This is a genomic window from Sphingomonas arabinosi, from assembly GCF_036663715.1.
Classification (GTDB): Bacteria; Pseudomonadota; Alphaproteobacteria; order Sphingomonadales; family Sphingomonadaceae; genus Sphingomonas.
This window is the reverse complement of sequence record NZ_JAXOJN010000006.1, coordinates 99,013-114,822: the sequence shown is the minus strand read 5'-3', so window position 1 is coordinate 114,822 and position 15,810 is coordinate 99,013. Positions and strand designations below refer to the sequence as shown.

Here is a 15,810-nt window from a genome sequence, read left to right as displayed (position 1 = left end):
GCGGCCAATGTTACTTCTTGCGTTATTGGTGGCGGTGTCGGCGGGTCCCGTAGCGATCCCGGTCGCAGGGCATAACGTGGAGGCTCCGGCCGATCTCCCTGATGCGTCGTCGGCCGACGAGATCATCGTCACGGCGTTGAAGATACCGCGAGAGAAGCTTCCAACCGGGGTTTACTGGAGCTATCAATCACGACTTCTGAGCAAGATCGCTCGTGAAAATGCCCAGATGTTTTACCGGTGTGCGCTCAGGTCGAGTGCCGTGAAGTCGATCCGAATAGTGGTGGATGGCGAGCCCAACAACGCCAAGACACGCTTCGCACAGGGATGGATCAGGGAAACCAACCGTGGCTGCTATCCGCCGACGGGTTTGGCCGGAAACACAGGCCCTTCCGAGTCGAACACGATTCTCGACGCAGGGAGATCGGTTCTTGATCGCGGCGTCATCGTAGAAACCGTGTTGAAAACCTACGTACCGGATGCGGCTCTAACGCCGACGATTACCTCGGACCCGGCTGTGCAGAGCCGCTTCAAGCAGCGCGAGGGCTTTCGTAATCGTTTGAGGCTCCCGGTCGATCGCGACGCATTGATATTGGCTACTTGCCTCGTAAGGGAGCAGCCTGTGTTAGCCACGCGTTTGTTCCACGCCGAACCCGGATCGTTGCTGGAGCGCGGACTTATCCAGACGATTATCGTCGAGGGACGCGGATGCATCGGGGACGCTAGCCGCGTTACAGTCGATCCAAGCTTTATGCGCGTCTACATTATGGACGCATTCTACCGGTGGGTCGTGGCGGCTCGTGGTGTAGAGAGCCTTATTCCCGCCGCAGCGTGAACGTGCATTGCTCTAGTGGTGGACTGTCGGGTTCTCTACCAATTTAGACGTTCCTGCGGCCCACTTGCCCCGCCGGCCAACTCCCTCAGCTAATACAAAGGGCTGATGCGACGATCCCGACGCTAAAAATGGTATTCATGCTACAGCTGGCCGGGGTCTTTACCGATGACCCTCGGCTCCGGTGCATTCGCGCGATACCACCAGCTACCCCGGCATCGCCAACCTAATCATGGACTTTGATTAACTTCGTCATCCCCGTGGGGGCGGGGCGCCATATCCTCGCATCGTCGAGGTAATCAGGAACCCGCAATCCTTTCCGCGCCGGGCGAATGCGCGGACAGTTCGTCGCGCAATACTTAAGGCGCCGGCCGCTCCACCTGAGCCTCGGCCAGATACACGCCGAACAGCCCGTCGGGATCGGTCCACGCCGCCACCGGCGTCCAGCCGCCCGACCGCAACAGGATCCGCGCGTCCCGCGCGCCGTATTTGTGGCTGTTCTCGGTGTGGATCGTCTCGCCAGCGGTCAACTCGAACGACCGCCCGTCCACGGCGAACGCGACGTCGCGCGTCGCCTCCAGGTGCATCTCGATCCGCGCGCGGTCGTCGTTCCACACCGCCTTGTGCCGGAACGCCTCGACCGGGATATCGCCGCCTAGCTCGCGGTTGATCCGCTCGAGAAGGTTGAGGTTGAACGCCGCGGTCACGCCTTGCGCATCGTCATACGCCGGCACCAGCACGTCCTCGCCCTTGATCCGGTCCATCCCGATCAACAGCATCGCGCCGACGCCAAGCGACGCCCGCATCGCGCGCAGCAAGTCGACCGCCATCAACGGGATCATGTTGCCGATCGTCGAGCCGGGGAAGAACCCGAGCTTGGGCGTGTCCGCGATCGTCTTCGGCAGGCTCAACGGCCGCATGAAATCGGCTTCGAACGGCAGCACCAGCAGGTCGGGGAATCGCTCGGCCAGCACCTTCGAGGACTCGCGCAGGAAGTCGCCCGAGATGTCGATCGGCACATAGACCGACGGCGCGACCGCATCGAGCAGGATGGGCGTCTTGGTGGACGAGCCCGAGCCGAATTCGACCACCGCGCGCCCGGCGCCCGCGAGCGTCGCGACTTCGGGGCACGCGGTTTCCAGGATCGATCGCTCGGTCCGGGTCGGGTAGTATTCGGGCAGGTCGGTGATCTTCTCGAACAGTTCCGATCCGCGCCGGTCGTAGAACCACCGCGCCGGGATCGCTCGTGAGCGGCGGGATAGGCCGTCCAGCACGTCCGCACGGAATTGCGGATCGGCGAGCGTCTGCTGGCCGTCCTCGATCTCAGGCTTCAACATCAAAGGTCTTTCGCAAGGCGCACGCCGGTGAACTGCCACCGCTGGTGTGGATAGAAGAAATTCCGGTAACTCGCCCGAACATGCCCCCGCGGCGTAGCACAGCTCCCGCCCCGCAAAACAAACTGCGAACTCATAAACTTACCATTATATTCCCCAACCGCGCCCCCCACCGCTCTGAATTTCGGGTATGGTCTATATGCGCTGCCGGTCCATTCCCAGACATCGCCGAAGAACGCCGGACCATTTGCCGCCGGCCGAGGCTCGACTGGCCCCGCCAGGTCCATCTGGTTGCCGCCGTTCGCGTCGCACGAGGCCGCGGCGGCCTCCCATTCGAACTCGGTCGGCAACCTCGCGCCAGCCCAGCTCGCATACGCATCCGCCTCAAAGAAGCTTACATGCGTCACCGGCGCCGCCGGATCGATCGCGCGCCGCCCGTCGAGTCCGAACCGGGTCCAGCCCGCCTCGCCCTGTTCCCAATACAACGGCGCGACGATGCCCTCAGCCTTCACCCAGGCCCAACCATCCGCCAGCCAATGCCGCGCCTCGGTATAGCCGCCGTCGGCGATAAACGCAGCCCACTCGCCGTTCGTCACGGTCCGATCGGCGATCGCATGCGGTGCGAGCAAGGCAGCGTGACGCGGTCCCTCGCAATCAAACGCGAATCCCTCGCCATCATGCCCGACTTCGACAATCCCGCCCTCATGCGAGACCCAGTCGATGGGCCCCGGCATTTCGACCGGCACCTTCCGTGCTGCAGGCCACATCGCGGGTTCCAGCGGGTTTTCTGAAAACATGTGGAGAATGTCGGTCACCAGCAATTCCTGGTGCTGCTCCTCGTGATGGCAACCGAGCGCTACGAGCGTCTGCGCATCCTTGGACAAGCCCGGCAGCGCATCGAGCATCGCCGCGTCGACATGCGCGCGGTACGCCCGCACCTCGTCCAACGAAGGCCGCGTCACCATGCCGCGTCGGTCACGTGCGTGGCGCCGCCCCTCGGCCTCGTAATAGCTGTTGAACAGGAACGGGAACCGCTCGTCGTGCAGCGCATAGCCTGCGACATGATCGCGCAGGACGAACGTCTCGAAGAACCACGTCGTGTGCGCCATATGCCATTTGGTCGGCGATGCGTCGGCCATCGACTGCACCGTCGCATCGGCATCCGAGAGGGGAGCGGCGAGTGCGAGCGTCAGATCGCGAACCGCGGCAAACCGCTCGGCTAGATTGGAGGTCTCCGGCGCCGTAGCGCGATCGGGACGGACGGGACTCGGCATCGATCTCTCCTCAGTTCTACGTCGACCGATGCGACGTTGGAACGCGAGCGACGATACGCGCCTAGCCGCGCGTAGCCCCCGGTCGCCATAGAACGTCGCCGGCCCCGTTTTGGTTCACTGCCCGCGACGCCACGAACAGGAAATCCGATAACCGGTTAACATACGCTAATGCGGCCGGATTAAGCCGCTGCGTCTCGCTCGCGCCGACTGCGGATCGCTCCGCACGCCGGCTGATCGCGCGCGCCAGATGCAGCGCAACAGCCTCCGCCGAGCCACCCGGCAGGATGAAACTCCGCAACGGGGCAAGGTGCGCGTTCATCGCGTCGATCTCGCGCTCCAGCCGCTCGACCTGCGAAGGCACGATCCGCAACACCATCTCCGACGGCGTAAAATCCTCCGCGCCGGCTTCGTCCGCGCCCGCGGGTGTGGCTAGGTCCGCGCCGAGATCGAACAGGTCGTTCTGGATCCGCGTCAGCGCCGCCGCCATCGGCTGATCGCCGAGCGCGATCACCGCGAGGCCGATCGCCGAGTTCGCCTCATCGACATCGCCGATCGCCTGCATCAGCGCGCTCGACTTCGACACGCGCGATCCGTCGACGAGACCGGTCGTGCCGTCGTCGCCCGTCCGGGTATAGATCTTGTTCAGCTTGACCATGAATGTTCCAGATTGAAGCGCATCAAAGCCTTGTCGTCCCCACCAACCCGTCACCCCAGCGAAAGCTGGGGTATCCCTCGTGGCTCGCGACATACGCCCAACGGTGAGATCCCAGCGTCCGCCCGGACGATGCAACTCGCAAGCGAAATAGCCCGAATCGCAAACCCGCTTAAGTCCGCCCCGCCGCGAACAGGATGACGACCACGATCAGGATCGCCAGCGCCTGGAAGAAAATCCGCTGCTGCATCATCCGATTCGATTTCAGCGACGCGGCGCTCGGCCCGTTCCCATCGCGCACCTGCGCGCTGCCCTCCTGCAGGAACGACACGACGCCCCGCACCAGAGCCACGACGGTCGCGATCATCGCCGCGATCAGGAGGATGACGAGGAATGTGTTCATGACCCGAATGTAAGCGCGCACCGGCAGGGTAGCAATGGCGTACCCGAAGCCGGAAAATGACCCATGTTGCCGATAAGCAATGTTGCGGACTGCCGCGCCTCGTCAAAGGCAAAATCACCGCCACCCAAGAGAAACACCACGCAGGACAAACACCACCCCGGCGGAGGCCGGGGCCCAATTGGGAAAGCCGAGGTAACGAAGCGATGCGTTACGCCAGCATCGTCCCCCAATTGGGCCCCGGCCTCCGCCGGGGTGGTAGCATTTTAAGGGCATCACGCCTCCCTCATTGTTTCCCCGCGAAGGCGGGGACCCAGGAGGATATTCGCCCCGCCTTAGCTCGGGTCCTCACCTGGAAGTCGCAAGCCGATCCCCATCTCGCAACCGAGCCGCCAACACCACCCCATTCTCCCCACCCTCACGCATCTCCGCCAGCGACAACGCCCCTTCCCGCTTCGCCAACCGCCGCCCCGCCGCATCCAACACCAGCGGATGATGATGATACGAAGGCACCGGCAACCCCAGCAAAGCCTGCAACACCCGGTGCACATCCGTCGCCGCGAACAGATCCACCCCCCGCACGACATCGGTCACCCCCTGCGCGGCATCGTCCAGCGTCACCGCCAGATGATAGCTCGCCGGCGCATCCTTGCGCGCCAGCACGACATCCCCCTGCGCCAGAGGATCGGCCACCACCGTCCCGGCAATCGCATCATCCCACGTAAGCGCACCGGTAATCGCCACCGCCTTCGCCATATCGAGCCGCCAGCAGTGCGCTAGATGCGACCGCTCAGCCACCTCCTGCGCGGTCAGACCCCGACAGATCCCCGGGTAGACCGGCGCCGCATCCCCCTGCGGTGCCGACGCACTCGCCGCGATCTCCGCCCGCGTACAGAAACACGGATAGACCAGCCCGCGCGCCTTCAACGTCTCCAGCGCAGCTCGATATTTCGCCAGCCGCTCCGACTGGAACACGAGCAGATCCCACCGCAACCCAAGCCACGCCAGATCCTCGAGGATTCCCGCGACGAACTCGGGCCGGCTCCTCGTCCCGTCGATATCCTCGATCCGCAGCACGAACCGTCCGCCCCGCTCACGCGCAAAGTCATGCGCGCGGATCGCCGATACCGCATGCCCGAGATGCAACCGCCCGGTCGGGCTCGGCGCGAACCGTGTAACAACCGTCTCGCCGCTCACCGCGCTTGACCTAACGATACGCGCCGTGCTGTCATGTCGTTGTCATCGCTGTCGTCCATAGCGCGGCCAGCGAAGCCTGAGTGGGAGGAGCCGTGTTTCACCCCGACCTGATACGCCACCCGGATGGTTGTCCGGCGCTCGTGCTGAATGCCGATTATACGCCGCTTTCCTACTATCCGCTCAGCGTCTGGCCGTGGCAAACCGCGGTCAAGGCTGTGTTCCTCGATCGTGTCGACATCGTCGCCACCTATGAACGCGAAGTCCGCAGCGCCAATTTCGCGCTGAAACTGCCCTCGGTGATCGCGCTGAAGCAGTTCGTCCGACCGTCGCAATTTCCCGCCTTCACCCGTTTCAACCTGTTCCTGCGCGACCGCTTCACCTGCCAATATTGCGGCAAGCTGCGCGATCTCACCTTCGACCATGTCGTCCCACGCGCGCAAGGCGGTCGTACCACATGGGAGAACGTCGTTACCGCCTGCTCGCCCTGCAACCTCAAGAAAGGCGGGCGCACGCCTAAACAGGCGGCGATGCCGCTTCATCTCGAACCGATCCGCCCGACCAACTGGCATCTCCAGGAACACGGCCGCAGCTTCCCGCCCAACTACCTGCACGACACGTGGCACGACTGGCTCTATTGGGATGTCGAGCTCGAGGCCTGACGGCGTCGAAACGACGGGAGATTTTATGCAGGTAAAGCTGGTAGCGGCACTGGCCGCGTCGGGAATTCTGGTGTCCGCATGCGGTAACAAGGACGAGCAGCGCGCGCAGGCTGACGCCAACGCAGTCGGTTTCGTCCCGCCCTCGGTGACGTCGCGGCTAGATTTCGGCGCCAGCATGGAACGCCGTTTCCGTACACTAGATCGCAACGCCGACGACCGCGTTACGAAGGACGAGCTCCCTGCGCCCAACGCCCGGATCAAGGCGTTCGACCGCAACAAGGACGGCGTCATCACCGCGATCGAATGGAGCGAGGGCACGCTTGCCTGGTTCGACAGGATGGACCTCAACCGCGACGGTACCGTCACATCGGAAGAGCGCGCTGAGTCGCGAAAGCGCCAATAAGCGAAATTATGTTTCGCACGGCGGTTCCCCCGCATGACAAATCCACCGCGCGAGGTTGACCTGATCCCTGCCGCAGCGCAGCAGGGAATCATGGCTAGCCTCCCCGCAATCGCGAACAATTCCGACATCCGTTTCCTGGGCAAACTGCTCGGCGACGTCATCCGCGCCTACGGCGGCGAGCGTCTGTTCGAAGCCACCGAGACAATCCGCAAGGCATCCGTCGAGCGCCACCGCGACGCCTCCGAAGGCAAGGCCGGCGACGACCGCGCCGTCGATCTCAGCCTCGAAAAGCTCAGCCTCGACGAGACGCTCGATTTCGTCCGCGGCTTCATGCTGTTCTCGATGCTCGCCAATCTCGCCGAGGACCGCCAGGGCATCGCCGCGGAAGACGGCGCCGACCTTGCCTCCGCGATCGCACAACTCGTATCCGAAGGCATCGACCGCACCCAGATCCGCGCGCTGCTCGATCACGCACTGATCGCCCCCGTCCTCACCGCGCACCCGACCGAAGTCCGCCGAAAAAGCATGATCGACCACCGCAACCGGATCGCCGAGTTGATGGCGTTGCGCGATCTCGGCCGCGACACCACGCCGGATGGCGACGATGTCGACGACGCGATCCTCCGCCAGATCGCGCTGCTCTGGCAAACCCGCGTCCTCCGCCGCGACCGCCTCTACGTCACCGACGAGGTCGACAACGCGCTCAGCTACCTCCGCGACGTGTTCCTCCCCGCATTGCCCGCACTCTACCAGCGCTGGGACCGCGCACTCGGCGAACGCACGCCCAGTTTCTTGCGCCCCGGCAGCTGGATCGGCGGCGACCGCGACGGCAACCCCTATGTCACCGCCGACTCACTCAAGACCGCACTGGCAAAGGCGAGCGAGGCCGTGCTCGGCTATTATTGCGACGCAGTGCACGCACTCGGTGCCGAACTGTCGATCTCGACCGAACACGCACCGGCAGAAGCGGCAGTCCAGGCGCTAGCCGACGCCAGCGGCGACGATGCCGCCAGCCGCAGCGACGAGCCCTATCGCCGCGCGCTCTCGGGCATCTACGCGCGCCTGTCCGCAACGCACGACGCGCTCACCGGCAAGCACGCCCCCCGCCCCGGCCGCCTCACCGGCGAACCGTATTCGAGTCCGGCAGACTTCCGTGCCGATCTCGTCACGCTGGCGCACGGCCTCGGCTCGGCCCTGAAGACGGGCGGCGCACTCGGCCGCCTGATCCGCGCGGTCGAGACGTTCGGCTTCCACCTCGCCACATTGGACCTCCGCCAGAACAGCGCCGTCCACGAACGCGTCGTCGCCGAACTGCTGAAAGCCGCGGGCGTAGAAGACGATTACCTCGATCTCGATGAAGACGCCCGCGTCGCGCTGCTCCGCCGCGAACTCGCCAACGCCCGCCCGCTCACCTCGCGCTTTGCCGAATACACCGACGAAACCGCCGGCGAACTCGCGATCGTCCAGGCCGCCGCCGACGCACACGCCGCCTACGGCCCGGCATGCATCACCAACTATATCGTCTCGATGACGCAGTCGGTCAGCGACCTGCTCGAAGTAAACCTGCTTCTGAAGGAAGTCGGCCTCTATCGCCCCGGCGAAACCCCGACCGCCGCGATCATGGCGGTCCCGCTGTTCGAGACGATCGGCGATCTCGAAGCCGCCCCCGGCGTCATGTCCGCCTGGTTCGCGCTCCCTGAAATCGCGACGATCGCCAAGACGCGCGGTCACCAGGAAGTGATGATCGGCTATTCCGACAGCAACAAGGACGGTGGCTATCTCACCTCCACCTGGCAGCTCTCGAAAGCCTCGACCGCGCTCAAGCCCGTGTTCGCGAAGGCCGGCGTCGGCATGCAGCTCTTCCACGGCCGAGGCGGCGCGGTCGGGCGCGGCGGCGGCTCGGCCTTCCGCGCGATCCGCGCGCAGCCCCCGGGCACCGTCCAGGGCCGCATCCGCATCACCGAACAGGGCGAAGTCATCGCCGCCAAATACGGCACGCGCGACGCCGCGATGACCAACCTCGAGGCGATCGCGTCGGCCACGTTGCTCGCAAGCCTCGAACCCGAACGCCTGTCCAACGCCGACAATGCCAGCTTCTCGGCGGCGATGGACACACTCAGCGACACCGCATTCCACAGCTACCGCGACCTCGTCTACGGCACCGAAGGCTTCCGCACCTTCTTCCGCCAGATGACGCCGATCGCCGAGATCGCCGGGCTGAAGATCGGCAGTCGCCCCGCCAGCCGCACCAAGTCCGACCGCATCGAAGACCTCCGCGCGATCCCCTGGGTGTTCAGCTGGGCACAAGCCCGCGTCATGCTCCCCGGCTGGTACGGGGTAGGCCGCGCGATCGCCGATTTCGAAGACAAGGCGCTGTTGAAGGACATGGCGCAAGGCTGGCCCCTCTTCGCCTCCGCGCTCGCGAACCTCGAAATGGTCCTCGCCAAGTCCGACATCGGCATCGCCGAACGCTATGCGGGGCTGGTCGAGGACGACAAGCTCCGCGAGATCTTCACCACGATCCGCGACGGCTGGCACCAGACGCATGACGGGCTTTTGCAGGTAACAGGCCAGTCCCGCCTCCTGGAAAAGCACCCGGCGCTAGACGCGTCGATCCGCCTCCGCCTGCCGTACATCGAGCCGCTCAACCTGCTCCAGATCGAGCTGATCAAGCGCCGCCGAGCAGGCGAGGACGACCCCCGCATCGGCGAGGGCATCCTTCTATCGATCAACGCCATAGCCACCGCCCTAAGAAACAGCGGCTAAACTCCCTCGCCCCTCCGGGGAGAGGGAAGGGGCCCGCCGCGCTTGCGGTGGGAAGGGAGAGGGGCGTTGGGATGGACGTCCCGAGCCACACGCCCCTCACCCTTCCGCTCCTGCGTCGCTCCCTCCCTCTCCCCGGAGGGTAGAGGGACTAAGAGTAAAACGGCGCAGCCAACTCCTCGCGCACCCGCATCAGCCGCCCAGTCGCACGATCCAGCAAAGCCCAGGTCGTCACCGCCTCCAGCTTCACCTTCCCATCATCGCCAACAAACCGCACATGCCGATCGAACCGAGCCCCCTTCGGCGCCCCCTCGACCCACGTCTCGCCAACGACGGTCTCTCCCGCCACCACACTCCCGCGATAATCGATCTCATGCCGCGTCACTACCCACACATACGCCAGCTTGTGCTCAGCCGGCGCCACAGCCTCCCAATGCGCCGTGGCGATCGCCTGGATCCACTGCACCCAAACCGCATTGTTCACATGCCCAAGCTCGTCGATATCCGCGTCCTGCGCCGTGATCGAGAGCGTGAACCGGCTCACCCCGCCACGCCCAGCTGCCACAGCACGAAAGCATGCTCCTCCGCGCCCTCGCGCAGCGACTCGAACCGTCCCGACTTGCCGCCATGCCCCGCACCCATGTTGGTCTTGAGCAACAGCACATTATCGTCGGTCTTCATCCGCCGCAGCTTCGCCGCCCACTTCGCCGGCTCCCAATAGGTCACGCGCGGATCGTTCAGCCCGCCCGAGATGAACATCGGCGGATAGGCCTGCGCCTTGACGTTCTCATACGGCGAATACGACCGGATCAACTCGAACGCCGCCTTGTCCTCGATCGGATTGCCCCATTCCGGCCACTCGCCCGGCGTCAGCGGCAAACTCTCGTCGAGCATCGTGTTCAGCACATCGACGAACGGCACGTCCGCGATCACCGCCCCCCACAGCTCAGGATCGGAATTGACCACCGCGCCCATCAGCTCGCCACCAGCAGACCGCCCCGCGACCGCGATCTTCCCCGCCGACGTCCACTGCGCGTCGACCAGCGCCTTCGCCACATCGACGAAATCGTTGAACGTGTTCGCACGCTTCTCGAGCTTGCCATCCAGATACCATTGCTGGCCGAGGTCATCGCCACCCCGGATATGCGCGATCGCATAAGCGAACCCGCGATCGAGCAAGCTCATCCTCCCCGTCGAGAAGCCCGGCGGGATCGCATAGCCATACGCCCCATACGCATAGAGGAACAAAGGCGCCGACCCGTCACGCACGAACCCAGCGGGATACACGATCGACACCGGAATCTCCGTTCCGTCCCGCGCGGCGATCTTGAGCCGCTCAGTCGCATACTTGGCCGGATCATACCCACTCGGGATCTCCTGCACCTTGAGCATCGTCCGCTCGCCGGTATCGACGTCATAGTCGTACACCGTCCCCGGCGTGACCATCGATTCATACCCAAGCCGCAGCACGGTCATGTCATATTCGGGATTATCCCCCAACCCGGCGACATAGCTCGCCTCGGGAAACTCGATCCGCCTGCCCTCGGTTGGCGTCCCGTACCGGTGGATCGCGATCTGATCCAAGCCGTCCTCGCGCCCGTCGACCACGAAGAAGTCCTGATAACACTCCACCCCGGTCATGTAGAAAGTCGGGCTCGCCGGGATCAGTTCGCTCCAGGCATCAGGTTCCTCGACCAGCGCGGTGCACAACCGGAAATTCGGATCGAGATCATTGGTGTGGATGAACAGCGTCCCGTCATGCTCGTCCACGTCATATTCGCGGCCCACCTTCCGCGCCGAAACGAGGATCGGCACCGCCAGAGGCTCGTGCGCGGGCAGCAGATACAGCTCGCTCGTCACATGATCGCTGGTCGCAATCACGATCCACTTCCGCGAACTCGTCTCGCCGACACCGACGCGAAACCCGTCGTCCTCCTCGTGGAACAGCACGACGTCCTCGGAGATCGGCGTCCCCAACCGGTGGAACCGTGCGTTATCCGTACGCCACTGCTCGTTCGCCAGACCGTATAGAAAGCCCGCATCGTCCGCGGTCCAGACGATCTCGCTCAGCATCCCCGGAATCACATCGGGCAGATGCTCGCCGGTATCCAAATCCTTGATCCGAACCTCGAACCGCTCGCTCCCATTGTCGTCGATCGCATAGGCCAGATACCGCCCGTCATTGCTGATCGAGAACGCCCCGAGCCGGAAATACTCGTGCCCCTCGGCCAAGGCCGGCTCGTCGAGCAGCAGCTCCTCGTCACCGCCCTTAACGGGCTTCCGCCACCATTTCTTATACTGCCCGCCAGTCTCGTACGCGGTCCAGTACAGCCAATCGCCGTCCTTCTGCGGCACCGAGGATTCATCCTCCTTGATCCGCGCCTTCATCTCTTCGTAGATCGTGTCGACCAGCGGCTTGTGCGGCGCCATCTGCTCCTCGAAATACGCGTTCTCGGCGGCCAGATACGCGAGCACGTCGGCGTCATCGACTTCCGGATAGTTCGGATCCTTCAGCCACGCATAGGGATCCTCGATCGTCACGCCATGCGTGGTGAAGCTGTGCGGGCGCTGTTCGGCAATGGGGGGCGTGGTCATGCAGCGGTGTTAGCGGGGCCGCGGGTGGAAGCCAAACGCTGTGGTGTTGGCGAGGCCGCCGAAGAAGGGTGTGCACCGCGCGCAAGCCCCCACGCGCAAGCCACCACCCGCAATGCCACCACCCCGGCGAAGGCCGGGGCCCAATTGGAAAGGCCGCAGTAACTGCGCGCAATCCCTCGTTACCATCGTCACCCAATTGGGCCCCGGCCTCCGCCGGGGAGGTGAGGAAAGTTCGCCGTCGACACAGCAACGGTGTTGAGCCCCGCTCCAGCCCGCTGTCCTACACATCCCCTTTCTGTCACAACGCCCGGCATGGACCGTCCCCGCTCGATCCGCCCCCGCGCCTCCGCCGCAGCACCCGCTACCGAGGGCATATCGAGCGTCGATCGAACCCTCACCAGCGTCTATACTTCCTATACTTCACTTTCGACGAGAGACTGAACCGATGACCTCGACCGCCCGCTTAGCCGCCCTCCGTGCCCAGCTAACCACCGATAATCTCGACGGTTTCGTCATCCCCCTTACCGATGAGCACATGAGCGAATATGTCGGCGGCTACGCCCAGCGCCTCGGCTGGCTTACCGGCTTCGGCGGCTCGGCCGGCACCGCCGTCGTCCTCGCCGATCGCGCCGCGATCTTCACCGACGGTCGCTACACGATCCAGGTCCGTGATCAGGTCGACGGCGCGCAGTGGGAGTATGCCGACGTGCCCCAGACCAGCCCTGCCGCATGGCTCGCCAAGCACGCCCCCGAGGCCGGCCGGATCGGCTACGACGCATGGCTGCACACCGGAACCTGGGTCGCCGACGCCACGACCGCGCTCGCCGAGCGCGGTGCCACGCTGATCCCAGTCGAAACCAACCCCATCGACGCGATCTGGACCGACCGACCGCTGCCCTCGCCTGCAAAGCTCACCGTCCAGCCCGACCAATTCACCGGCGCCTCCTCAGCCGAGAAGCGCGCGAAAATCGCCGACTGGCTCTCCGAGCACAACGCCGACGCGGTCGTCCTCACCGCGCTCGATTCGATCGCCTGGGCGCTCAACATCCGCGGCGGCGACGTCGACCACACCCCCGTCGCGCTGTCCTATGCGATCGTGAGCGCGGACGGCACCACCGACCTGTTCGTCGCCCCCGACAAGCTCGACGAGACCGTCCGCCAGCATCTCGGCAACGCCGTCCGCCTCCACGACCGAACCGCCTTCGCCCCTGCTCTCGCCACCTACGCCGGCAAGCGGGTCGCCGCCGATCCCGAACGCGCGGTCGCCGCAATCACGCAGGCGCTCCAGGCGGGCGGCGCGAAGATCCTCCCCCTGCGCGACCCCGTCGTCCTCGCCAAGGCGATCAAGAACCCGGTCGAGATCGCCGGCCACCGCGCCGCCTCCGCCCGCGACGGCGCCGCACTCGCGCGCTTCCTCCGCTGGGTCGAGAACGAATGCGTGAAGGGCGGCCAGACCGAACTCAGCGCCGCTGCCAAGCTGCTCGCCTTCCGCGAGCAGACCGGCGTCCTGAAGGACACCTCGTTCGACACGATCTCGGCCACCGGCCCGCACGGCGCGATCCCGCACTACCACGTCACCGAAGAGTCGAGCGCCCCGATCGAGCCCGGCCAGCTCTACCTGATCGACTCCGGCGGGCAATATGCCGACGGCACCACCGACGTCACCCGCGTGATGCCGATCGGCGAACCCACGCCCGAGATGCGCGACCGCTTCACCCGCGTCCTGAAGGGCCATATCGGCATCGCCACCGCGGTCTTCCCCGACGGCACGATGGGCGGCCAGATCGACGCCTTCGCCCGCCGTCCGCTCTGGGAGGCCGGCCTGGATTTCGGCCACGGCACCGGCCACGGCATCGGCGCCTACCTCGCGGTCCACGAAGGCCCGCAGCGGATCGCCGCGCCCAATTACCCCGGCGGCGCGGCGATGGAGCCGCTACGCGCGGGCATGATGCTGTCGAACGAGCCCGGCTATTACAAGGTCGGCGAATACGGCATCCGCATCGAGAACCTGATCCTCATCGAACCCCGCGCAATCCCCGGCGCCGACCGCGAGATGCTGGGTTTCGAAACGCTCACCTTCTGCCCGATCGAACGCACGCTGATCGAGCCGAACCTGTTGACGGCCGAAGAGCGCCACTGGGTAGACGATTATCACGCCAAGGTATTGTCGGTCCTTACCGCGGAAATGACCGACGCAGACGATCGCGCGTGGCTCGCGGCAAAGTGCGCGCCTCTCAGCTAGAAGGCTCGTCCCCAGGCGCAGGCGCAGCCCCGACGGCACGCGCCTGCGCCTTGCGCCGCCGCAGGTTCTCGCGCAGCGCGGCGGCCATGCGCTCGGCCTTCTCCGCCGCCTTTCGATCCCGATCGTCCATAAATACGCCCTACATCTTGGCGGGACCGCTTGACAATCGCCCCGCCCTCGTCTCTTAGCCCCACTCCGCCGGCAGCGATGCCAGCGAGTGCTGCCGTAGCTCAGTGGTAGAGCGCATCCTTGGTAAGGCTGAGGTCGTGAGTTCAATCCTCACCGGCAGCACCATTTTCTTCAACATTCGTGATTGTGACAAGCATCCCCTGCGGGGACCCAACAGGGTTGCGTCAGATCGCAATAATAGCCTTCATCAGGCTTCGGCGATCAGGGAACCCATGATCGAGGCGCGGAATCTACCTCTGCGCGATGTCGTTGCGGCTGGATCGGGGCCGCCAAGCGACAAGCCCCTGTAATTGCGGCGCCATGTAGTACGCGCATCCTTCCTATCGACCGCGTTTTACCACATGGTGGCCGCATGCCGACGATACCCGCCGTCTCGACGATCGCCCAGACGATCCAGCTTTCGCTAGCGCCCGTGTTCATGCTGGCGGGCATCGGCCAGTTGCTGAACGTGCTTGCCGGCCGCTTGTCGCGGGTGATCGACCGCGCGCGGAAGCTGGAACATCTCCACGCGAGCAGCACCGGCCCCGAGCACGTCCGCTTCGTCTGGGAACTGCGCCTGCTCGACCGTCGGATGACGATCATCAACGCCGCGCTGTTCCTTGCGGTTTCGAGCGCGATCATGACGTGCATCCTGATCGCGCTGCTGTTTATCGCCGAACTCGCGAAGCTGCATTTCGGGACCTACGTCGCGGTGTGCTTCATCCTGGCGATGATCCTGCTGATCGCGGCGCTGATCTCGTTCATCTTCGAGGTGCGAATTTCGCTCCGCGCATTCCGCATCCGCCCCGAATTGCTGAGGCCGCTGCCATGACCGGCTCGATCGAGAAGCGCCTATTGCAGGCCGTGATCGCGGCGGCGTGTCTGTTGCCGCTGATCGTTGGCGGTCAGGGTATCCTGCAAGGACCTGAGCCGTTCGGGCATCTGACCGACGTGCCGAGGGATCTCGACAGCCATTTCCGGTACATTTCGGGAATATTCTTCGCGACCGGGCTGGGGTTCGTCAGTTGCATTCCAGACGTCGAGCGCATGGGACCGAGGTTCCGGTTGCTCGGCGGGCTGATCTTCGTTGGTGGCGTGTCGCGGCTGATATCGCTGATCGCGGTCGGCGTGCCGTCGCGGGGCCACGCGCTTGGCTTGGGCATGGAGACGATCGGCGTACCGTTGCTGATGCTCTGGCAATGGAATTTCGCGGGACGTAGCGCATTGTATGGGACTAAGAGTAACACGCGAAACTGAACGATGATCGCCAGCGTGCGTTAAAGCCCAACATTCA

15 protein-coding genes and 1 tRNA gene are annotated in these 15,810 nt (G+C 64.8%); 8 read left to right on the top strand and 8 right to left on the bottom strand.

Features of this window, described 5'->3' with window-relative positions; genetic code table 11:
• Positions 1-7 precede the first annotated feature (7 nt).
• Entirely contained in the window at positions 8-832 is an 825-nt protein-coding gene (locus U1708_RS11845) for a hypothetical protein (protein ID WP_332745921.1), read from the top strand.
• 356 nt (positions 833-1,188) lie between these two features.
• On the opposite strand, the gene egtD is transcribed toward U1708_RS11845, so the two are convergent.
• The 5 genes from egtD to gluQRS form a co-directional block, all read right to left on the bottom strand.
• A complete protein-coding gene (gene egtD, locus U1708_RS11840) occupies positions 1,189-2,166 on the bottom strand; it encodes an L-histidine N(alpha)-methyltransferase (RefSeq protein WP_332745919.1) in 978 nt (325 codons plus the stop codon).
• Entirely contained in the window at positions 2,166-3,437 is a 1,272-nt protein-coding gene (gene egtB / locus U1708_RS11835) for an ergothioneine biosynthesis protein EgtB (RefSeq protein WP_332745917.1), read from the bottom strand. Before egtB ends, egtD begins: the two co-directional genes overlap by 1 nt.
• Before the next feature lie 61 nt (positions 3,438-3,498).
• Positions 3,499-4,092: a cob(I)yrinic acid a,c-diamide adenosyltransferase gene (locus tag U1708_RS11830; protein WP_332745915.1), complete on the bottom strand. Its 594-nt coding sequence runs from the start codon at positions 4,090-4,092 to the stop codon at positions 3,499-3,501.
• 169 nt (positions 4,093-4,261) lie between these two features.
• Entirely contained in the window at positions 4,262-4,492 is a 231-nt protein-coding gene (locus U1708_RS11825) for a twin transmembrane helix small protein (RefSeq protein ID WP_056418893.1), read from the bottom strand.
• Positions 4,493-4,837: 345 nt separating this feature from the next.
• A complete protein-coding gene (gluQRS, locus tag U1708_RS11820) occupies positions 4,838-5,686 on the bottom strand; it encodes a tRNA glutamyl-Q(34) synthetase GluQRS (protein WP_332745911.1) in 849 nt (282 codons plus the stop codon).
• A gap of 92 nt (positions 5,687-5,778) precedes the next feature.
• Between gluQRS and U1708_RS11815 the strand changes: the two genes are divergently transcribed.
• The 3 genes from U1708_RS11815 (at position 5,779) to ppc (ending at position 9,514) form a co-directional block, all read left to right on the top strand.
• Complete coding sequence (locus U1708_RS11815; RefSeq protein WP_332745909.1) at positions 5,779-6,345, top strand: HNH endonuclease; 567 nt, start codon at positions 5,779-5,781, stop codon at positions 6,343-6,345.
• A gap of 25 nt (positions 6,346-6,370) precedes the next feature.
• The gene (locus U1708_RS11810; protein WP_332745907.1) at positions 6,371-6,748 is read left to right on the top strand and encodes an EF-hand domain-containing protein; all 378 of its coding nucleotides are present in this window, start codon (positions 6,371-6,373) and stop codon (positions 6,746-6,748) included.
• 90 nt (positions 6,749-6,838) lie between these two features.
• Positions 6,839-9,514, top strand: coding sequence for a phosphoenolpyruvate carboxylase (ppc, locus tag U1708_RS11805; protein WP_332745906.1), 2,676 nt, complete (start codon positions 6,839-6,841; stop codon positions 9,512-9,514).
• Between the two features lie 148 nt (positions 9,515-9,662).
• Here ppc and U1708_RS11800 read toward each other — a convergent pair whose 3' ends face one another.
• Positions 9,663-10,055 (bottom strand): acyl-CoA thioesterase, encoded by a 393-nt coding sequence (locus tag U1708_RS11800; RefSeq protein WP_332745905.1) that lies wholly within the window; start codon positions 10,053-10,055, stop codon positions 9,663-9,665.
• Complete coding sequence (locus U1708_RS11795) at positions 10,052-12,106, bottom strand: S9 family peptidase (protein ID WP_332745904.1); 2,055 nt, start codon at positions 12,104-12,106, stop codon at positions 10,052-10,054. Before U1708_RS11795 ends, U1708_RS11800 begins: the two co-directional genes overlap by 4 nt.
• A 445-nt stretch (positions 12,107-12,551) precedes the next feature.
• On the opposite strand from U1708_RS11795, the gene U1708_RS11790 reads away from it, so the two are divergent.
• Positions 12,552-14,348: an aminopeptidase P family protein gene (locus U1708_RS11790; RefSeq protein ID WP_332745903.1), complete on the top strand. Its 1,797-nt coding sequence runs from the start codon at positions 12,552-12,554 to the stop codon at positions 14,346-14,348.
• On the opposite strand, the gene U1708_RS11785 is transcribed toward U1708_RS11790, so the two are convergent.
• Entirely contained in the window at positions 14,341-14,478 is a 138-nt protein-coding gene (locus U1708_RS11785) for a hypothetical protein (RefSeq protein ID WP_248523718.1), read from the bottom strand. The two genes, U1708_RS11790 and U1708_RS11785, sit on opposite strands and share 8 nt — an antisense overlap.
• A gap of 89 nt (positions 14,479-14,567) precedes the next feature.
• On the opposite strand from U1708_RS11785, the gene U1708_RS11780 reads away from it, so the two are divergent.
• From U1708_RS11780 to U1708_RS11770, 3 genes are all read left to right on the top strand, one after another.
• A tRNA-Thr gene (locus tag U1708_RS11780) sits at positions 14,568-14,642 on the top strand.
• Between the two features lie 247 nt (positions 14,643-14,889).
• The gene (locus U1708_RS11775; protein ID WP_056065567.1) at positions 14,890-15,348 is read left to right on the top strand and encodes a DUF2721 domain-containing protein; all 459 of its coding nucleotides are present in this window, start codon (positions 14,890-14,892) and stop codon (positions 15,346-15,348) included.
• Positions 15,345-15,773 carry a DUF4345 domain-containing protein gene (locus U1708_RS11770; RefSeq protein ID WP_332745899.1) on the top strand — a complete coding sequence of 143 codons (429 nt, stop codon included), beginning with the start codon at positions 15,345-15,347 and terminating at the stop codon, positions 15,771-15,773. The genes U1708_RS11775 and U1708_RS11770 overlap by 4 nt, the downstream gene beginning before the upstream one ends.
• Positions 15,774-15,810: the final 37 nt, after the last annotated feature.